Annotated in this window: 18 protein-coding genes and 1 pseudogene; 12 read left to right on the top strand and 7 right to left on the bottom strand. The window is 68.9% G+C overall.

All coding sequences use genetic code 11. The features are described from left to right. Positions 1 to 64: 64 nt before the first annotated feature. Positions 65 to 1,372, top strand: a complete 1,308-nt coding sequence (gene ftsY / locus GKO32_RS15285; RefSeq protein WP_312867957.1) for a signal recognition particle-docking protein FtsY — start codon at positions 65 to 67, stop codon at positions 1,370 to 1,372. Between the two features lie 17 nt (positions 1,373 to 1,389). Here ftsY and GKO32_RS15280 read toward each other — a convergent pair whose 3' ends face one another. Then, positions 1,390 to 2,166, bottom strand: a complete 777-nt coding sequence (locus GKO32_RS15280; RefSeq protein ID WP_312867956.1) for an IclR family transcriptional regulator — start codon at positions 2,164 to 2,166, stop codon at positions 1,390 to 1,392. Positions 2,167 to 2,253: 87 nt separating this feature from the next. On the opposite strand from GKO32_RS15280, the gene aceB reads away from it, so the two are divergent. Continuing rightward, positions 2,254 to 3,828, top strand: coding sequence for a malate synthase A (aceB, locus tag GKO32_RS15275; protein WP_154757527.1), 1,575 nt, complete (start codon positions 2,254 to 2,256; stop codon positions 3,826 to 3,828). A 36-nt stretch (positions 3,829 to 3,864) separates the two neighbouring features. On the opposite strand, the gene GKO32_RS15270 is transcribed toward aceB, so the two are convergent. Then, positions 3,865 to 5,304, bottom strand: a complete 1,440-nt coding sequence (locus GKO32_RS15270; RefSeq protein ID WP_154757526.1) for a PucR family transcriptional regulator — start codon at positions 5,302 to 5,304, stop codon at positions 3,865 to 3,867. A gap of 69 nt (positions 5,305 to 5,373) precedes the next feature. Here GKO32_RS15270 and GKO32_RS15265 point away from each other — a divergent pair, with 69 nt between their 5' ends. The 3 genes from GKO32_RS15265 to GKO32_RS15255 all read left to right on the top strand — a co-directional run bounded on the left by GKO32_RS15265 (position 5,374) and on the right by GKO32_RS15255 (position 7,294). Then, entirely contained in the window at positions 5,374 to 5,709 is a 336-nt protein-coding gene (locus tag GKO32_RS15265) for an ArsR/SmtB family transcription factor (RefSeq protein ID WP_312867955.1), read from the top strand. Beyond that, complete coding sequence (locus GKO32_RS15260) at positions 5,709 to 6,305, top strand: SRPBCC family protein (protein ID WP_154757525.1); 597 nt, start codon at positions 5,709 to 5,711, stop codon at positions 6,303 to 6,305. The genes GKO32_RS15265 and GKO32_RS15260 overlap by 1 nt, the downstream gene beginning before the upstream one ends. 98 nt (positions 6,306 to 6,403) lie before the next feature. Beyond that, positions 6,404 to 7,294: an FAD binding domain-containing protein gene (locus GKO32_RS15255; RefSeq protein WP_312867954.1), complete on the top strand. Its 891-nt coding sequence runs from the start codon at positions 6,404 to 6,406 to the stop codon at positions 7,292 to 7,294. Here GKO32_RS15255 and GKO32_RS15250 read toward each other — a convergent pair. After that, a pseudogene (locus tag GKO32_RS15250) lies at positions 7,268 to 8,305 on the bottom strand (IS110 family RNA-guided transposase); the annotation flags it as partial. The gene GKO32_RS15255 and the pseudogene GKO32_RS15250 sit on opposite strands and share 27 nt — an antisense overlap. A 197-nt stretch (positions 8,306 to 8,502) precedes the next feature. On the opposite strand from GKO32_RS15250, the gene GKO32_RS15245 reads away from it, so the two are divergent. Genes GKO32_RS15245 through GKO32_RS15235 form a run of 3 tightly spaced genes read left to right on the top strand, consistent with a single transcriptional unit; the run spans position 8,503 to position 12,532 of the window. Continuing rightward, positions 8,503 to 8,961 carry a (2Fe-2S)-binding protein gene (locus GKO32_RS15245; protein ID WP_154757523.1) on the top strand — a complete coding sequence of 153 codons (459 nt, stop codon included), beginning with the start codon at positions 8,503 to 8,505 and terminating at the stop codon, positions 8,959 to 8,961. Then, positions 8,958 to 10,289, top strand: a complete 1,332-nt coding sequence (locus tag GKO32_RS15240; protein ID WP_154757522.1) for an 8-oxoguanine deaminase — start codon at positions 8,958 to 8,960, stop codon at positions 10,287 to 10,289. The genes GKO32_RS15245 and GKO32_RS15240 overlap by 4 nt, the downstream gene beginning before the upstream one ends. Next, positions 10,286 to 12,532: a xanthine dehydrogenase family protein molybdopterin-binding subunit gene (locus tag GKO32_RS15235; RefSeq protein WP_154757521.1), complete on the top strand. Its 2,247-nt coding sequence runs from the start codon at positions 10,286 to 10,288 to the stop codon at positions 12,530 to 12,532. Before GKO32_RS15240 ends, GKO32_RS15235 begins: the two co-directional genes overlap by 4 nt. A gap of 4 nt (positions 12,533 to 12,536) precedes the next feature. Here the strand turns inward: GKO32_RS15235 and pucL are convergent, their stop codons facing one another. The 3 genes from pucL to GKO32_RS15220 are packed head-to-tail and all read right to left on the bottom strand — an operon-like array spanning position 12,537 to position 14,188. Continuing rightward, positions 12,537 to 13,409, bottom strand: a complete 873-nt coding sequence (pucL, locus tag GKO32_RS15230) for a factor-independent urate hydroxylase (RefSeq protein WP_312867953.1) — start codon at positions 13,407 to 13,409, stop codon at positions 12,537 to 12,539. 6 nt (positions 13,410 to 13,415) lie between these two features. Beyond that, entirely contained in the window at positions 13,416 to 13,730 is a 315-nt protein-coding gene (uraH, locus tag GKO32_RS15225) for a hydroxyisourate hydrolase (protein ID WP_154757520.1), read from the bottom strand. Beyond that, a complete protein-coding gene (locus tag GKO32_RS15220; RefSeq protein WP_154757519.1) occupies positions 13,727 to 14,188 on the bottom strand; it encodes a 2-oxo-4-hydroxy-4-carboxy-5-ureidoimidazoline decarboxylase in 462 nt (153 codons plus the stop codon). The genes uraH and GKO32_RS15220 overlap by 4 nt, the downstream gene beginning before the upstream one ends. A gap of 52 nt (positions 14,189 to 14,240) precedes the next feature. Here GKO32_RS15220 and GKO32_RS15215 point away from each other — a divergent pair, with 52 nt between their 5' ends. The 4 genes from GKO32_RS15215 to alc are packed head-to-tail and all read left to right on the top strand — an operon-like array spanning position 14,241 to position 18,210. Then, positions 14,241 to 15,026: a hydroxypyruvate isomerase family protein gene (locus GKO32_RS15215; protein ID WP_312867952.1), complete on the top strand. Its 786-nt coding sequence runs from the start codon at positions 14,241 to 14,243 to the stop codon at positions 15,024 to 15,026. Beyond that, positions 15,023 to 15,886, top strand: coding sequence for an NAD(P)-dependent oxidoreductase (locus GKO32_RS15210; protein WP_154757517.1), 864 nt, complete (start codon positions 15,023 to 15,025; stop codon positions 15,884 to 15,886). Before GKO32_RS15215 ends, GKO32_RS15210 begins: the two co-directional genes overlap by 4 nt. Before the next feature lie 3 nt (positions 15,887 to 15,889). Continuing rightward, positions 15,890 to 17,209: an allantoinase AllB gene (gene allB, locus GKO32_RS15205; protein ID WP_154757516.1), complete on the top strand. Its 1,320-nt coding sequence runs from the start codon at positions 15,890 to 15,892 to the stop codon at positions 17,207 to 17,209. After that, complete coding sequence (alc, locus tag GKO32_RS15200; RefSeq protein ID WP_312867951.1) at positions 17,206 to 18,210, top strand: allantoicase; 1,005 nt, start codon at positions 17,206 to 17,208, stop codon at positions 18,208 to 18,210. The genes allB and alc overlap by 4 nt, the downstream gene beginning before the upstream one ends. 18 nt (positions 18,211 to 18,228) lie before the next feature. Here alc and GKO32_RS15195 read toward each other — a convergent pair whose 3' ends face one another. Beyond that, on the bottom strand, positions 18,229 to 19,011 hold the full coding sequence (locus tag GKO32_RS15195; RefSeq protein WP_154757515.1) for an MBL fold metallo-hydrolase: 783 nt from the start codon (positions 19,009 to 19,011) through the stop codon (positions 18,229 to 18,231). Between the last annotated feature and the right edge of the window lie 36 nt (positions 19,012 to 19,047).

The raw sequence follows: 19,047 nt of genomic DNA, 5'->3' as shown, positions 1-19,047 counted from the left end.
AACTCCAGGTCGCTACCGCACGGGGTGTTCTCGCCGGTCACCCGGTAGATGCGAGGATTGAGGCGTGTCGAGCAACCTCTGGTTCTGGATCATCCTGGTAGTCGTCATCCTGCTGGCGATCACGTTGGTCACCGGTCTGACGGTGGCGCGGCGCCGGCGGATCACCCTGCGCGCGCCCGAACGGCCGGAGGGTGAGCCCAAACCGAGAGGCGGCGGCTACCGGGCGGACGGCGGAATCGCGCTGGCGCCTGGTGGTCAGGAGGCTCCACCGCATCCGGCTGGTGAGCGCACGGAGGTCGACGGCCAGCCCGGCGTCGGCGACGACGCGTCGGTGCCGAGGGATGCGCCGCGGCGGGGGATCGTCGACGTCAAACTGCCGACCGAGGAGCCCGCGCCCGCTGCCGAACCGGAGCCGGTGGCGGTCGCCGTCGAGGAACCCGAGCCGGCCGCCGGACGGCTGGAACGGTTGCGCGGGCGGCTGTCGAAGTCCCGGTCGGTGTTCGGGCAGAGCCTGCTGGGGCTGCTGGGCGCCGGTGACCTCGACGAAGACTCGTGGCAGGACATCGAGGACACGCTTCTGGTCGCGGACCTCGGCGCGGCCACCACAACGGAGATCGTGGAACGGCTGCGGACGGAGATCACCACGCGCACCGTGCGGTCGCCGGAGGAGGCGCGGCAGGTGTTGCGTGACGTGCTGACCGGTGCGCTGGAAACCGACGCGCCGCGTGCCGTGCGGGCGTTGCCGCACACGGTCGACGGGCAGAAGCAGCCTGCGGTCGTACTGGTCGCCGGGGTGAACGGCACCGGAAAGACCACCACCACGGGCAAACTGGCGCGGGTGCTGGTCGCGCAGGACAGCCGCGTGGTGCTGGGCGCGGCGGACACCTTCCGCGCGGCGGCGGCCGATCAGCTGCAAACCTGGGCGGAGCGGGTCGGTGCCGAGGTCGTGCGCGGTAAGGAAGGCGCGGACCCGGCGTCGGTCGCGTTCGACGCGGTGAAGCGCGGGGTCGAGGCCGGGGTCGACGCGGTGCTGATCGACACCGCGGGGCGGTTGCACACCAAGACCGGCCTGATGGACGAGCTGGGCAAGGTCAAGCGGGTCGTGGAGAAGCAGGCGAAGGTCGACGAGGTGTTGTTGGTGCTGGACGCCACCACCGGGCAGAACGGGCTCGCGCAGGCGCGGGTGTTCCGCGAGGTCATCGACGTGACCGGGATCGCGCTGACGAAACTGGACGGCACCGCCAAGGGCGGGATCGTGTTCCAGGTCCAGCGGGAGCTCGGGGTCCCGGTGAAACTCGTCGGCCTCGGCGAGGGGCCGGACGACCTGGCCCCCTTCGAACCGGGCGCCTTCGTGGACGCGCTGCTGGGCTGACGGGTTGTCGCGGGCAGCTAGGCGCTCAGCTCCTCGCTCGCCAGGTGCTCGGACAATGTCGCCGCCACGCGCTGGACTACCGGGGCGATGCGCGAAACCGCGTCCTTCGTCAGCCGTCCTTCCGGGCCGGATACCGAGACCGCGGCGGGCGCGGGGGTGCCGGTCAGTGGGACGGCCACGCAGCGGACCCCCAGCTCCTGCTCGCTCTCGTCCACCGCGTATCCCTGCGCGGCGATCGTCGTCAGGTGGTGAAGCAGCTCGTCGGCGGACGTGATCGTGTGCTCGGTGTAGGCAGGCATCCCGGTCCGGCCCAGTAGCGCGCGCGCCTCCTCGGCCGGCAGTTGCGACAAGATCGCCTTGCCCACGCCCGTGCCGTGCGGCAGCACCCGCCGCCCGACTTCGGTGAACATCCGCATCGAGTGCTTCGACGGCACCTGCGCCACGTACACCACCTCGTCACGCTCCAGCACCGCGAGGTTCGCCGTCTCGCCGACCTCGTCGACCAGTTCGGCCAGCAGCGGCCGTGCCCACGTGCCGAACTGCATGCTCGCGCTCTCACCCAGCCGGATGAGCCGAGCCCCCAGCGCGTAGCGGCGGTTCGTGTTCTGCCGCACGTACCCCAGTGCCACGAGGGTCCGGATCAGCCGGTGGATCGTGGGCATCGGCAGACCCGAGGTCGTCGCCAGCTCCGACAGGCTGGCCTCGCCCCCCGTATCGGCAAGGTGTTCCAGCAGCTCGAAGGCGCGACGCAGCGACTGGACGCTGCCGTCGCGACCCGTTTTTTCCTCGGGCACCGGCCCTCCTCACGTTGAGCTTCCGCTATGCAGAAACTATAGTCCGAGATGTAAAAACGAACGGATGTCTTTTGGGAGTGTTGCCGCATGTCTGAAGCCCAGGTGCTCGGCGGGTCGGTCGAGCGAGGCGACGAGATCCTGACGCGTGAGGCGCTGGAGTTCCTCGCCGGCTTGCATGACAATTTCGCCGCCCGCCGCGACGAGTTGCTCCGAGCTCGTGGCAAGCGCCGCGAGGAGGCCAAGCGCACCGGCCGGCTGGACTTCCTGCCCGACACGAAGGAGATCCGCGAGGGCGATTGGCGGGTCGCGGTCGCGCCCCCGGCGCTGCAGGACCGTCGTGTCGAGATCACCGGGCCCACCGATCGCAAGATGACGATCAACGCGCTGAACTCGGGCGCCAAGGTGTGGCTGGCCGACTTCGAGGACGCGAACACCCCGCACTGGCGCAACGTTGTCGGTGGCCAGGTCAACCTGCGGGACGCGATCCGGGGCGACATCACGCTCGACAGTAACGGCAAGCATTACGAGCTGCGGAAGGACGCGCCACTCGCGACGATCGTGGTCCGCCCGCGCGGCTGGCATCTCGACGAGCGGAACCTGACTTTCGGCGGCCGCAGGGGCGTCGGCGCGCTGGTGGACTTCGGCCTGTACTTCTTCCACAACGTGCGCGCGCTGCTGGCGAACGACGCCGGCCCGTACTTCTACTTGCCGAAGATGGAAAGTCACCTCGAAGCGCGGCTGTGGAACGACGTGTTCAGCTACGCGGAGAAGGAGCTGGGCATCGAGCACGGCACCATCCGCGCGACCGTTCTCATCGAGACGATCCCCGCCGCGTTCGAGATGGAGGAGATCCTCTACGAGCTGCGTGAGCACGCCTCGGGTCTCAACGCGGGCCGCTGGGACTACCTGTTCAGCATCATCAAGTTCTTCCGTGACGCGGGCGAGAAGTTCGTGCTGCCCGACCGCAACAGCGTCACGATGACGGCGCCGTTCATGCGTGCCTACACCGAGTTGCTGGTGCGCACATGCCACAAGCGCGGCGCGTTCGCGATCGGCGGGATGGCCGCGTTCATCCCGAGCAAGGACCCGGCGGTCAACGAAAACGCCTCCAAGAAGGTCCACGCCGACAAGGCACGCGAGGCGGGCGACGGGTTCGACGGTTCCTGGGTCGCGCACCCGGGCATGGTCGACCTGTGCCGCGAGGAGTTCGACAAGGTGCTGGGGGACAAGCCGAACCAGCTCGACCGGCTGCGTGAGGAGGTGTCCGTCACCGCGGACGACCTGCTCAACGTGGCGGCCACCGAGGGCTCGGCCACCGCGGCGGGTCTGCGTGGTGCGGTCGATGTCGGCGTCCGGTACATCGCGTCCTGGCTGGGCGGCAACGGTGCGGCCGGCATCCACGACCTGATGGAGGATGCCGCGACCGCGGAGATATCGCGATCGCAGATCTGGCAGTGGGTGCAGAACGGCACGACGCTCGACAACGGCGAGACGGTCACACGAGACCTGGTCAAGTCGGTGCTCGACGACGTGCGCAAGGAGCTCGACGGCGAGATCCCGGGTGACCTGCTGGCCTCGGCGGTCGAGCTGTTCGAAGAGGTCGCGCTGGCCGAGCACTACGTCGATTTCCTGACGCTGTCGGCCTACGAGCGGATTTCCTGAGCGTGGCGGGCCCGCACCATGAACCCCGACGGCGGCTTATGCCTGGAGCGCGAGGTAGACGTCCACCTGTGTGGCGAAATCGCTGAGGTCCAAGCCCAGCAGTTCCGACGCGCGGGTGATGCGGTAGCGCAAGGTGTTCACGTGGACATGTAGCGCCTTCGCGGCCGCGGTGGGAGAACTGGCGCATTCGAGGAACACCCGCACGGTCCGCACCAGGTCCGTGCCCTGTGCGGCGTCGTAGGCCAGCAGCGGACCGAGCACCCGTTCCCGCACCGATCGCCGGAGGTCGTCGGGTGCGCCCGCGATCAGCAGGCGATGCACCGCCACATCCTCACCTGAGACGACGGCCACCGGTTCACCGCGGCGAGCCGCCAGTTCCAGGGCGTGCAACGCCTCCTGAGCGGCGCCACGCAGACCGTCCACTGTGGCCGGACCGCTCACCCCGGCGAACACGCGGGGAGCATCGGTGAACCGGGCCACAGTGGACAGACGATGCCGGGCGCTCGACGTCCAGTTCGGGGGCCACTGCGGGTCGACCTCCGCGATCGCGCAGGCGTCTTCGCCGAGTGCCCCGAACGACACGGGCACTTCGGCGAGCACTTCGGTCAGCAGCTCTCGCGCGAGGTCGCTGCCGGGTGTCCGCACCAGCACCACTCGTGCCGGGGCCACGCGGCCCGAGGCAGCGAACGCAGCCGCCAGATCACCTGGGCCGCCCGTCAACGTGGCGAACAGTGGCTCGGCCGCCCGGTCGGCCATCCGGCGGATCTCCTCGGCACGAGCGCGGGCGAGGCTGACCAGGCCGGCGAGCTCGTCGGTCAGGTCGTCCGCCTCGGGTGAACGCACCGCGAGAATCCACGGGATCCTGAACCGCCCGTCGATGGGCAGCAACGTATACTCGTCGTGGACCGTGCGTTCGCTGCCCGGGGTGAACCACTCGACCGGCGGCGCTTCCGGCGAGGTCCCGCCGACGACACGCCCGGTACCGGACAGCACCCAGCACGCCGCGCCGAGTTCTTCCGCGCCCTGCCGCAACAGTACGGGCAGTGGAGCGTCCGCTGTGGACAGTAGGCGTTTGCGTGCCCCGCTCGGCTCGCGTCCCCGGCCGGCCGCCAGCGCGAGCACGACGCGTTCGGTGATCACCGCGAACGACAGGTCGGCCGGCACCTCCAGCAGGGGGATCCGGTGCCGCGCGCAGGCCTGGATGACGTCTTCGGGAATCCCGGAAGTGTCTGCACCGGACGCGGCCAGCGCGGCGACCCCGGCTTCAGCCAGCGCGGCGACCCAGGGACCGGCGTCGCCGGGCTCGCGCCACCAGAGCAGACCGGTCAACACGAGCTCGCCCGTGGAGACGTACCGGCCGGGATCGGGTAGCTCGGTCCCGTAGATGCGGGTGATCTCGCGGCCGAGGAGGGCCGACCCGGTGCGCAGCCGCAGGCGCAGCTCCGGGATCTCGAGCAAGGTCCGCACGGAAGTCATGGCCTTCTCGATCCTACCCGACCGATTTAAGCCTTGACTTATATAAGCAAGCACTGAGACTATCGGCCGGTGCACGCGTTCGATGTTCTCGGCGATCCCGTGCGCCGCCGCATTCTCGAGTTGCTGGCGGCGGGAGAGCAGACGTCGGGGGCGATCGGCGCGGCCATCCGGGACGAGTTCGGCATTTCCCAGCCCGCGGTGTCCCAGCATCTGCGGGTGTTGCGGGAGAACGGGTTCACCACGGTGCGTGCCGAGGGGGCGCGTCGGCTGTACACAGTGGACAGTGCTCCGCTGGTGGAGGTCGACGCGTGGCTGGAAAGGTTCCGCGGGTTCTGGAACCAGCGCCTCGACGCGCTGGGCACCGAGCTGGCACGAGGCAAACGAGAACGACGGAAGGGGACGTGATGGACATCGCCGGGGAGATCAACGCCATCCGCCGGGAGGTGCGTGGCCGGGTCGTGGTGCTCCAGCGCGAATACCCGGCGGAGATCGAAGACGTGTGGGGCGCCTGCACCGATCCCGAGCGCATCGGCCGCTGGTTCCTGCCGGTCAGCGGTGACTTGCGGCTTGGCGGCCGCTATCAGCTCGAAGGCAATGCCGGCGGGGAGATCCTCAAGTGCGAGCGGCCCCGGCTGTTGCGGGTGAGCTGGATCTTCGGTGATGCGGCGGCGACTTTCGTCGAGGTGCGGCTGAGTTCCATCGACAGCGGCACGAAGTTCGTGCTCGAGCATTCCGGCGATGTGGACGAGAAGTTCTGGGAGCAGTTCGGGCCGGGTGCGGTGGGCGTCGGCTGGGATCTCACCGTTTTCGGACTCGCGCTGCATCTGGCCGGAGTGGACAGACCGCATGAGGGCTGGGAATCCTCGCCCGAGGCGGGGGAGCTCATGACCGCCAGCGCCGCCGCCTGGCGCGCGGCACACGAAGCGTCCGGTGAGGACCCGGCGCAGGCGAAGGCAGCCGCGGAACGCACGACGGCGTTCTACGTGCCGAAGGCGCAGTAGCGTTCGTGGGAAAGCACCAACTACAGGCCTGACCGGGCGCTTCGGTTCATACTTTGGTGCCGTTGCCGTCGCGCGGGTGGCGGCGTTCTACTGACCAGGTGGATTTCCTGCGGCCCCGGACCCTCGCCGAGGCGCTGGCCCTGAAGGCCGAGCGCCCGGACGCGGTACCCATCGCGGGCGGTACCGACGTGATGGTCGAATTGAACTTCGACCACCGCCGCCCGGCTGCCCTGCTCGATCTCACCGGTATCGGCGAGCTCGCCGGATGGTCCACTTCGGACGCACAGGTCCGGCTCGGCGCCTGTGTGCCCTACACAAGGGTCATCGCCGAGCTGGGCGAGTGGTTGCCGGGTCTGGCGATGGCATCCAGGACGGTCGGCTCACCGCAGATCCGCAACCGGGGCACGGTCGGTGGCAATCTCGGCGCGGCCTCGCCAGCCGGGGACACGCATCCCGTGCTGCTCGTGTCCGGTGCGCGGATCGAAGCCTCGTCGACACGTGGTACCAGGCTCATCCCGGCCGAGGATTTTTATGTGGGTGTCAAACGAAATGCGCTGGCCGACGATGAGTTGATCACGGCGGTGCACCTGCCGGTCCGTGCGGGAGCGCAGCAGTTCTCGAAGGTCGGCACCCGCAATGCGATGGTCATCGCGGTGTGCTCGTTCGCGATCGCCATCGAAGACCACCGCGTGCGGGCGGCCATCGGGTCCGCGGCGCCTACGCCGCGCCGGGTCCGGGAAGCGGAGGAGTTCCTCAGCGCCGAGCTGCCGTGGGGCTCGCCGCTGCCGGACTCGGTCGGGCGCAGGTTCGGTGAGCTCGTCGCCGCGGCGGCGGAGCCGATCGACGATGTCCGCGGCACCGCCGCCTATCGCAGGCACGCACTGTCCGTCCTTGCCCGGCGCACGCTCGGCTGGGCCTGGCAGGAGCTTCTCGGAAAGGACTTCCCAATGGGGATTGTCAAGTCACGCAGCCACCGGGATCGGGGGTGAAGCGTGGTAGTCAGCGTCGTCGCGGAGCATGGCCCATATGACGTTGAGGCGTCGGCGGGCGAGGCAGAGCAGGGCTTGTTCGTGTCGTTTGCCTTCGGCGTGTTTGCGCTGGTAGTAGGCCTTGGAGATCGGGCAGCTGGGCAAGCTGGCCGAGGCGGCGAGCTAGCAGGCCCGCAGCAGACCGCGGTGGTAGCGGCGAGGTCGTCGCAGGTTGCCGCGGATTCGGCCGGAATCACGGGGAACCGGGGCGAGCCCGGCGTAGCCGGCGAGACGGTCGACCGAGCCGAACGCGGTCATCTCGCCGCCGGTGGCGGCGAGAAATTCCGCAGCGAGAGTCGGGCCGAAACCGGGCAGGGTGAGGATCACCTCGGCGTGGCGGTGCTGGCGAAACCGTTCCTCGATCATCGCGTCGATTTCGGCGATTTCGGCGATTTCGGCGTTGAGGGCTATCGTCCGCTTGGCCAGCCGTTCGACCATCGCGGCGGCGAGTTTCTGACCGGGCAGCGTGGTGTGCTGCGTGGCGGCGGCTTCGATGGCCGCGTGTGCGACCGATTCGGCTTTGCGGACCTTGCGGTGCTGCAGCCAGTGGGTCAGGTGTTGCTCGCCAAGTCGCCGGATTCGGTCCGGGGTCTGGTGTTCTGTCAGCAGTACCAGGTGTCCTTTGCGGGAGGGGTCGAGGCTGCGTTCCAGTGCGGGGAAGTACTCCAGCAGTTGGTGGCCGATCCGGTTGATCGCCCGGGTGCGGTCGCAGACCAGGTCGGTGCGCCGGTTGGTCAGGGTCCGCAAGTCCACCGCGATCTCGTCCCCGGCCCGCAACGGGCCGAGGTCGCGGCGGAGGCGGGCCTGGTCGGCGATGACGAACGCGTCTTTCGCGTCGGTTTTCCCTTCGCCCCGGTAGGTTCCGGCAGCGCGGTGGACCTTCAACCCGGTGATATAGACCAATTCCTGGGCGTGGTTGACCAGCAGGCCGATCAGCAGCGCGGCACCGCCGCTGTTCAGGTCGATCGCCCACAGACGACCACGCCGACGATGTCCTGCACAGCGATCCACGCGTATCCCAATGAGCGGTCGAGTCGTCGCGGGGGCCCGGGCGGCCAAGTCCTTTCAGCCTTCACTGCGGCGGAACCATGCGAGCCATACCGGAGCCCCAGGGTCCACCGATCCTACGAATGACCAGTTCAGACCCAACAAAGAAGGTAGGACAACGCATGCGCCTGAACGTGACCGTCAACGGCGAGGCCAGGCAGGCCGACGACGTCTGGGAAGGCGAGAGCCTGCTGTACGTGCTGCGTGAGCGGCTTGGCCTGCCGGGGTCGAAAAACGCTTGTGAGCAAGGGGAATGTGGCTCGTGCACGGTGTATCTGGACGACGTGCCGGTGTGCTCGTGCCTGGTCGCGGCCGGGCAGGCGGAAGGCCGGGTGGTGCGCACGGTCGAAGGTCTGGCCGAAGGTGACGGGTTCGACCGGGTGCAACAGTCCTTTCTGGACTCCGGTGCCGTCCAGTGTGGATTCTGCACGCCGGGTCTCATCGTCGCGGCACACGACCTGCTGAACCGGGTGCCGGACCCGAGCGACGAGGAGATCCGCGAGGCGCTGGCCGGAAACCTGTGCCGCTGCACGGGTTACGAGAAGATCCTGGACGCGGTCAGGATGGCGGCGGTCCGATGAGGACGGTGCTGACCGGTGCGGCGATCGCGACCGTCGACGCCGAGGACACGGAATATCGCGACGGCCACGTGGTGATCGAGGACGAGCGGATCGTCGCGGTCGGTCCTGGCACCGTCGAGGGCGACGTGCGGATCGACGTATCCGGTTGCCTGATCACGCCGGGCTTGGTGAACACCCACCACCACCTGTACCAGTGGGCGACCCGCGGGCTCGCCGCCGACTCGACGTTGTTCCAGTGGCTCGTCGAGCTGTACCCGATCTGGGGGCGGCTTGACGCGGGCGTCACGCAGGCCGCCGCGAGCGCCGGGCTGGCCCGCCTAGCGCTGACCGGATGCACGACCGTCGCCGATCACCACTATGTGTTCCCGCGCGAGGGCGGCGACCAGATCGCGGCGTTGGTCGAGGCAACCCGGCGCCTCGGCGTTCGCGTGCATCTCGTCCGCGGTTCGATGGACCGCGGCGAGTCGGACGGGGGACTGCCGCCGGACCATCTCGTCGAGGACACCGAGGCCACGTTGCTCGGCACCGAGCAGGCCATCGACACCTACCACGACGCCGCACCGAACGCGCGCATTCGCATCGCAGCCGGGCCGTGCTCGCCGTTCACGGTGACCGGGAACCTGATGACCGGCGCGGCGGAACTGGCGCGGCGCAAGGGAGTCCGGCTGCACACGCATCTCGCCGAGACCCTCGACGAGGAACGGCAGTGCCAGGACGAGTTCGGGTGCACCCCGGCCGAATACGCCGACAAGCTGGGCTGGCTCGGCGAGGACGTCTGGCTGGCACACTCGGTGCACCTCGCGCCGGCCGCGGTCCGCCGCTTCGGTGCGACCGGTACCGGCGCCGCGCACTGCCCGACGTCGAATGGACGGCTGGGCACGGGAATCGCGCCGGTGCGGGATCTGCTGGACGCGGGCGCGCCGGTCGGTCTCGGCGTCGACGGCGCCGCGTCGAACGAGTGCGGCGGCCTTGGCGAGGAGCTGCATCAGGCGTTGCTGCAGGCGCGGCAACGCGGCGGCCCGACGGCGCTGACGGTCCGCGAAGCGTTGCGCATGGGCACGATCGGTGGTGCCCGATGCCTTGGCAGGGAAGAAGAACTGGGTTCACTGGAGCCCGGGAAGCTCGCCGACCTCGCGGTGTGGGACCTCACCGGCCTGCGCTACGCGGGCATCGAGGACCCGGTCGCGGCACTGGTGCTGGCCGCGACGCCGCCGCTGAAACTGCTCATGGTCGGCGGCGAAACCGTGGTGGCGGAAGGAGAACTGCGTACCGCGGATGAAAGCACGCTTGCCGCTGAACTAGCCAGTGCCGCCCGGAGCCTGCGATGACCACTGTCGAGCGCGTCACCGAGAACGGGATCGGGACGAGCCCGAGCCGTCCCGACGGCACGGTCAAGGTGCGCGGCGAGTTCGCCTATTCCTCGGATTTGTGGCATGAGGACATGATCTGGGGCGCGACGCTGCGCAGTCCCCATCCGTACGCGAGGATCAAGGCAATCGACGTCACCGAAGCCGTTGCTGTACAAGGGGTTTACGCCGTGCTGACGCATGAGGACGTGCCCGGCGTGAACCGGTACGGTCTCGAGCATCCCGATCAGCCGGTGCTCGCCGTGGACGTCGTGCGGTATCAGGGTGAGCCGGTGGCGCTCGTCGCCGCCGATCATCCGGAGACAGCACGCCGTGCGATGAAACGGATCCGGGTGGACTACGAGGTGCTCGGACCCGTGACGGACGCCGAGAAAGCGGTTTCCGGGGAGGCGCCCCATCTGCATCCCGGCGGGAATGTCGTGCGGCAGGTGCCGATCCGCCGTGGTGCTCTGTTCGATGCCTCTGGCGCCGGCGGGCGCGGGGACGCGAAGGCCGAGGTCGTCGTCACCGGCTCGTATCAGGTCGGCATGCAGGATCAGGCGTTTCTCGGCCCGGAGTCGGGGCTCGCGGTCCCGGCGGAGGACGGCGGCGTCGACCTGTTCGTCGCGACCCAGTGGTTGCATGTGGACCGGCGGCAGATCGTGGCCGCGCTGGGGCTGCCGGAGGAGAAGGTGCGGCTGACCCTCGGCGGGGTCGGTGGCGCGTTCGGCGGCCGCGAGGATCTGTCCATCCAGGTGCATGCCTGCCTGCTCGCGTTGCGCACCGGCAAGCCCGTGAAGATGGTGTACAACCGCGAGGAATCCTTCTACGGCCACGTGCACCGGCATCCGGCGACGCTGCACTACGAGCACGGCGCCGACCGCGACGGGAAACTGGTGTACGTCAAGGCGCGTATCTATCTCGACGGCGGCGCGTACGCCTCGTCAACCGCTGCTGTGGTGGCGAATGCGGCGACGCTCGGGGTCGGCCCGTACGACGTGCCGAACGTGTCGATCGACTGCTGGGGTGCGTACACCAACAACCCACCGTGTGGCGCGATGCGGGGATTCGGTGCGGTGCAAGCGGCTTTCGCCTACGAGTCGCAAATGGACAGACTCGCCGACGCGTGCGGACTGGACCCGGTCGAGATCCGCGTCCGCAACGCGATGAGCGAAGGTTCGGTCATGCCGACCGGCCAGGTGGTGGACTCGGCCGCGCCGGTCGCGGAGCTGCTGCGACGGGTGGCAGCCAAGCCGTTGCCGCCCTCGCCACCGTCCGAACCGGACTTGCGCACGCTGCCCGGCGGGGTGTCCAACACGACGCACGGCGAAGGCGTGGTGCGCGGGATCGGTTATGCGGTCGGGATCAAGAACATCTGCTTTTCCGAAGGCTTCGACGACTATGCCACCGCGCGCGTGCGGCTGGAAGTCGTCGGCGGCGAGCCGGCGGCCACGGTGCAGACGGCGGCATGCGAGGTCGGGCAGGGCCTGGTCACCGTGGTGCAGCAGATCGTGCGGACCGAACTCGGTGTGGAGCGGGTGACGATCCTGCCGATGGACACCACAATCGGCAATGCGGGGTCCACTTCGGCCTCCCGGCAGACCTACGTGACCGGGGGCGCGGTGCGGGCCGCGAGTCTCGCCGTGCGCTCAGCACTGTCGGCCCGGCTGGCGGCCGCGCCGGGCGTGGATGTGGTGGAAGTACTGGGTGACACCGCGATCGATGAGACGATCGAATGGCACCACCGTCCTACTGAGACACTCGATCCCGAGACCGGCGCCGGGAACGCCCATGTGCAGTACGGTTTCGCCGCGCACCGGGCTGTGGTCGATGTCGACGTGGAGCTGGGGCTGGTCAAGGTCGTCGCGCTCGACTGCGCGCAGGACGTCGGCAAGGCGCTCAACCCGCAGGCCGTGGTCGGTCAGATCCAGGGCGGGTCCGCGCAGGGACTCGGGCTCGCCGTGATGGAGGAAATCCAGATACAGCAAGGGAAAATCCGTAATCCCTCGTTCACCGACTATCTCATCCCGACCGTACTGGACATGCCGCCGATGTCGATCGACGTGCTGGAGCTGGCCGACCCCCATGCGCCGTACGGGGTGCGTGGTGTCGGCGAGCCGCCGACGATCTCGTCCACCCCGGCGATCGTCTCGGCGATCCGCGCGGCCACTGGCAAGGCACTGACCCGCGTCCCGGTCCGTCCGGAACACCTGACCGGGACCTAGGTGTTCACCAAGCCAGACCGGCATCCTCGGCGTCGTCACGCAGCACGGTGCCTTCGATGAGACCGTACGGGCGGTCGGCGGCGTAGAAGACCTCGTTGTCGTTCTCCAACCCGAACGGGCTGAGATCGACAAGGAAATGGTGCTTGTTGGGCAGTGACAACCGGATCTCGGCCACCTCGGCGCGTTCGGCCAGCACCGCCTCGCCCATCGCGTACAACGTCTGCTGCAGCGAATAGCTGTGCAGCGTCGCGAACTTCTCCAGCATGATCCGCCGGATCTCGGCGAAGCTCGTGCCCCAGTCGGGAACCGGACCCTGATATCGCCAGCGCGCGGTGACGGCCGTGGCGAGCACTCGATCATCGGTCTCGGGCAGAGTGGTGTATTTGTCACGCGGGAAGCCGTGGAATTCCGAGCCGGTGGATTTCAGCACCACCAGATCCCGCAGCCCCGAAACGACCCACGTGCGGTCGCCGTCCACGGTCACCGCGGTGGTCCGTTTTTCCTTGCCGGCACGGGAAAACGAGTGATCGTGTGGTTTGCCGTCGACCGTGATGCGCTCCCAACCGTGCTCGTCGATGAGAATTCGAGCGCCGGTAATGGTGTCGTATTCGCGCACGAAATGCCGGCCCAGCCGCAGCGCGAAGTCCTCGATCTCACCGACCGGACTTTCTTTCGCGAAGGCGTACACGATGTTCTTCTGGGTGTCCGTGGCCACGACACCACTGTTGTCACCGGCCAAATGCGTCGCCGCGAGGTCACCACGCAGGGAGGTGGACACCGTGAGGTCCTTGATCGAATGCACCGGCCCGTTGCGGTTTACCGTGACCAAGCGGACTTCGGCCTTGCCGTACTGGTTGGGGCCCAAGGTGATGGCCACGGCCGGTCAGCTCCCTCGGTAGGTGGAGTAGGCGAACGGGCTGAGCAGGATCGGCACGTGGTGATGCGCGGCGCCGTCGGTGATCCGGAAGCTCACGATGATTTCCGGGAAGAACCCTTCGGGGCCAAGGTAATTTCCGGTGTCGAAGACCAGCCGGTAGACGCCGGGTACGAGCTGGTCCGGGCCGAGGTCACGGATCCGGCCGTCCACGTCGGTGAGCCCGTGCGCGATGATTTGCCCGCCGGTTTCCAGCTGCACCGGGATGCCGGGCGCCGGCCGGCCGGCCGCCGCGTCGAGGACATGCGTCGTCACCAGGCTCATGCCAGTTTTTCCAGGCGCAGCAAGGCGATCTTCACCAGTTCGCGTCCGGCGACGGCGAGTTCCGTGTCCGGGTCGTTGGCCATCCGGCTGTGCAGGTCGTCCAGCAGTTCCTCCCCGCTGCGACCGATCGCGCAGACCAGGTACACGTGCCCGAATCGCGCTTCGTACTCGACGTTGGCGATACGGAACTTCTCCGCGCCGGCACTGTCCACACCGGATTGTTCCATCGCCGGAACACCGCCGGTCTTCTCGCCGATCCGGGGATGCGCGGCCATCGCGCGACGGATTTCGCCGGGCTCCAGCGTGAGGTTCGCCCGCGCCTTCAATGCGGCCAGATCGGCGTACGGCCGGCCGGTCAGCACGGTTTCCACCCACCGCGGCACATCCAGGCACGCCACGAGATCCGGCCGGAGCTCGGCCGGCGGCGTGTTGTTGAATCCGCCAAGGTCGGCTGTCATCACCGCACCGTATCCCGTTGACGCCCACGATGCGACCGGCGAAGCTGGAACCGTGCGATACGATGCCAACCTTTCGATCCTGTTCACCGAGCTTCCGCTGCGCCGGCGCGCCGAAGCCGCCCGCGCGGCGGGTTTCACCGCCGTCGAGTACTGGTGGCCGTTCGACACGGCGGCGCCCGGTGACCGCGAGGTCGACGAGTTCGTCCGGTCGGTCGCCGACGCCGGCGTCACTCTGGCGGGCCTGAACTTCTTCGCCGATGACCTGGCGGCGGGTCATCGTGGCATCGTGTCGTGGATCGGCCGTGAGAAGGAGCTGGCGGACAGTGTGGACATCGCCGTCGGTATCGCCGGTCAACTGGGCTGCCGCACCTTCAATGCCTTGTACGGCAACCGCATCGACGGGCAGGAACCCGCCGCGCAGGACGAGCACGCACTGTCCACACTGGACTCCGCAGCCGCCGCGGCCGCCGGGATCGGTGCGCGGCTGGCCATCGAACCGCTCTCGGGTGCCGACCGCTATCCACTCCGGACCGCGGCCGACGCGCTCGCCGTGCTCGACAAGCTGGGCCGGGACAACGTCACACTGCTGTTCGACCTGTACCACCTCGGCACCAACGGTGACGATCTGGACGCCGTGATCGAGCGGCACACCCCGCGGATCGGTCACGTCCAGGTGGCGGACGTTCCCGGCAGGCAGGAGCCTGGCACCGGCACCCTGGACATCACCGGCTACCTGGCGAAACTCGCGTCGGCAGGTTATGACGGATACGTCGGCCTCGAGTACCGGCCGAGCGGGCGCACCGAGGACTCGTTCGGCTGGCTGGAAGGACAGCGATGACGAAGATCGGCTTCATCGGCCTCGGCATCATGGGCGGCCCGATGGCCGCAAACCTGGTCCAGGCCGGGTTCGAGGTCACCGGCTACAACCGCAGCGCGGCCAAAGTGGACAAGCTCGTCGAGGCCGGCGGGCGTGGTGCCGGCAGTGTCGCCGAAGCCGTCGCGGACGCGGACGTCGTGATCACCATGCTGCCCGATTCACCCGACGTCGAAGCGGTCGTCCTCGGCGAGGACGGCGTACTGGCCCATGCCGGGGACGGCACGCTGCTGATCGACTGCAGCACCATCCGGCCCGACGTCTCGCGCGAGATCGCGGGGCGCATCCGGGCGCTCGACGCGCCCGTATCCGGCGGTGAGCAGGGCGCGATCGAAGGCACCTTGTCGATCATGGTCGGCGGCGCGGCCGCGGACTTCGCCGCCGCCCGCGCGGTCCTCGACGCGGTCGGCAGCACTGTCGTGCACGTCGGCGCCGCCGGTGCCGGGCAGACCGTCAAGGCGGCGAACCAGCTCATCGTGGCGGGCACGATCGAACTGGTCGCCGAGTCCCTGGTGTTCCTCGAAGCGCACGACGTGGACACCGAAGCGGCGATCAAGGTGCTCGCCGGCGGCCTGGCCGGGAACCGCATCCTCGACCGCAAGGCGGCCGCGATGATCAGGCGGGAGTTCACCCCGGGCTTCCGGGTCGAGCTGCACGACAAGGACCTCGGCATCGTGCAGGCCGCCGCCAGGGAAGCCGGGGTCGTGATCCCGCTCGGCGCGGTGGTCTCGCAGCTGATGGCTTCGCTGAAAGCCCAGGGACACGGCCGCCTCGACCACGGGGCGTTGATCGAGCTGGTCGCCCGGCTCTCCGGCCGGGAGTAGGTCATGGAGCTCGTCCTCCGGGCACGGCATGCGGTGACCGCCGCCGGTGAGGGGGCCTTCGACGTCGGTGTCGAGGGCGGCCGGGTCGTGGCCGTGGACGAGCACGGCACGCTGAGTGGCCCGCGAGTCGTCGAGCTGCGAGCGGACGAGGTACTGCTGCCCGGTCTCGTCGACACTCACGTGCACGTCAACGAGCCGGGCCGCGTCGAATGGGAGGGCTTCGAGACCGCGACTCGCGCCGCCGCGGCGGGCGGGATCACGACAATTGTCGATATGCCGCTCAACAGCGTGCCCGCGACGGTCGATGTCCCGTCGCTGGAGGCGAAGCGGCAGGCCGCGGCCGGGCGCGTGTACGTCGATGTCGGCTTCTGGGGTGGCGCGATTCCCGGCAACAGCAAGGAATTGCGCGGCCTGCACGAAGCCGGCGTGTCCGGGTTCAAATGTTTCCTGCTGCATTCGGGTGTCGACGAGTTTCCGCCGCTGGGAGCCGTCGAACTGGCGGCGGATCTGCGGCTGCTGCGGGAGCTGGGTGCAGTGATGATCGTGCACGCCGAGGACGCCGCGACGATCGAACAGGCATCGCAACCCGTTGGCGCGCAATACAAAAACTTCCTGAACTCGCGGCCGCGTGAGGCGGAGAACGTCGCGATCGCGCGCGTCATCGAGCTGGCGCAGCGCACCGGGGCACGGGCGCACATCCTGCATCTGTCCTCTTCGGACGCTCTCGCGATGATCGGCCAGGCGCGGCGGGACGGGGTGGCGCTGACCGTGGAAACGTGCCCGCATTACCTGACCTTCCGCGCCGAGGAGATCCCCGACGGCGCCACGGAGTTCAAGTGCTGCCCGCCGATTCGCGAGTCACGTAACCGGGAACTGCTGTGGCAGGGCTTGGCCGACGGCACGATCGACTGCGTGGTCAGCGATCATTCGCCGTGCCCACCGGAGTTGAAGCACACCAATGACTTCGGCTTGGCGTGGGGCGGGATCTCGAGCTTGCAGGTCGCGTTTCCCGCGGTGTGGACGGGTGCGCGGGATCGCGGTTTCACGCTCGCCGAGGTGATCCGGTGGATGGCGGAACGGCCGGCCGCGCAGGCCGGGCTGACGCGCAAGGGCCGCATCGACGTCGGCGCCGACGCGGATTTCTGTGTGTTCGCGCCGGAAGAGGAGTTCGTGGTCGATGTCGCGAAGCTGTGGCACCGCAACCCGGTCAGCGCTTACGACGGCCGCACATTGACCGGGTTGGTGCGCTCGACATGGCTGCGGGGCCAGGAGATCGGCGACCAGCCGCGGGGTGAATTGCTGGTGCGGGAAGGGGTTTCGTGACAGACCGTCCAGAGTGGACAAACGAGCCGGAGCTCGCGTCGCGGCGGGTCGGTGGCAGCGTGGTGTGGGCCAGCGACGAGCTGTTCGCCGAGCGGGAAAACCTGATCAAGCCCGCGAAACCGGAGTTCCGGCCGTGGAGCTTCGGGCACAAGGGCCAGCTGTATGACGGCTGGGAGACGCGCCGCCGTCGCGAGCCGGGCTCCGACGAGGCGATCGTGCGGCTCGGTCTGCCCGGCGTGGTCTCGGGTGTCATCGTCGACACGGCATTCTTCACCGGCAATTACCCGCCGTATGCGTCGATCGAAGCCGTCGCGGTGGAGGACTACCCGAGCCCGGCAGAACTGTCCGCATTGAAGTGGACGACGCTCGTGCCGAAGTCCCCGTTGCAAGGCGACACGGAGAACTTCCTGGCGGTGTGGTCCCCGTATCGCTGGACCCATGTGCGCCTGACGATCCACCCGGACGGCGGCGTGGCGCGGTTGCGGGTGCACGGTTCTCCGGTGGCGGACCCGGGTTTGCTCGACCTCGGCGCGCTGGACCTCGCCGCACTGGAAAACGGTGCGCGCGTGTGCGAGGCGAGCAACCTGTACTTCGCGGCGCCGGAAAACCTCATCGCACCCGGATTCGCGTCGGTGATGGGGGAGGGCTGGGAAACCGCGCGGCGGCGCGACGACGGCAACGACTGGGTGGTGATCGCGCTGGCCGCGACGGGCGTGCCGCGACTGGCCGAGCTGGATACCAGTCACTTCAAGGGAAACGCGCCGGGCTGGGCCGCCTTGTCGGGGTCCGCCGACGGGGAGGAGTGGTTCGAGATCCTGCCGCGGACTCGCCTGCAACCCGACACCCGCCACCGCTTCCCGCTCGACGAGACGCGGGAGCTGCGGTACTTGCGCCTCGACATCTACCCGGACGGCGGCATGGCCCGCCTGCGCCTGCACGGTGCGCTCACGGAGGCGGGCCGCCGGGAATTCACGGCCCGCTTCGACACCACGCGGCCTTGATACCGGCTTTGGACGGCGTCAGGACGTGGCGCGCCTGCTGACCAGCGTGATCGACTCGCCGGGGTCGAGCACCCGCAGCCGCTCGCTCAGGCCCGCGTTCGCGAAGGCCTTGCGGATCGAGTCCGGGCCCTCCGTGAAATGCGCCCAGCCACGCGTGTGCACCGGGATCACGATCTTCGCGTTCAGGATCCGAGCCGCCTCCGCGGCGGCCTCGCTCGTGAGCGTCAGCGCCGCGCCGTCGAACAGCGAAGTTCGTGCCGCGCCCGCGAACAGCAGCGCCACATCGACCGGGCCGACGCGGCGTGCGATCGCCCGCACCTGCTCCAGCGACGCGTTGTCACCCGAGATGTACACCGACGGTAGATCGCGGCCCCGCAACACGAATCCCGTCACCTCGCCGACCACACCCTCGGCCCCGCTCGGACCGTGCTGAGCCGGTACGGCGATCACCTCCAGCTGCCCCAGCGCGAGCGCCGACCACTGGGGCAGGCCCTGCGCCGTCCCGCCGAGGCGGCGCGCGCCGCTCACCGTGGTCAGGGTCAGCAGGATCCGCTCGACGAGCGCACGGCCCGCCGGGTCGAGGTTGTCGACGTGCTGGTCGTGCGAGAGCAGTACGGCGTCGAGGGGTTCCACCGAGTCGAGGCTGACGGCCGGGTCCTCGGTCTTCGTCAACGTCCGGCCCGGTGCGGTCTCGTAGTCACCGGCTGGGCTGAACGTCGGGTCGGTGAGCAACCGCTTGCCGCCGATCTCCAGCAGCGCGGTCGGTCCACCTATGAAGGTAACCCGCAGTTCTCCAGTCATATCAAGGACAACCGTTCGGACCGCACGATTCTTCCT

The sequence above is a fragment of the Amycolatopsis pithecellobii genome, assembly GCF_009707865.1.
Taxonomy (GTDB): domain Bacteria; phylum Actinomycetota; class Actinomycetes; order Mycobacteriales; family Pseudonocardiaceae; genus Amycolatopsis_E; species Amycolatopsis_E pithecellobii.
The sequence above is the reverse complement of the archived record's forward strand: the minus strand, read 5'-3'. Positions and strand labels throughout refer to the sequence as shown.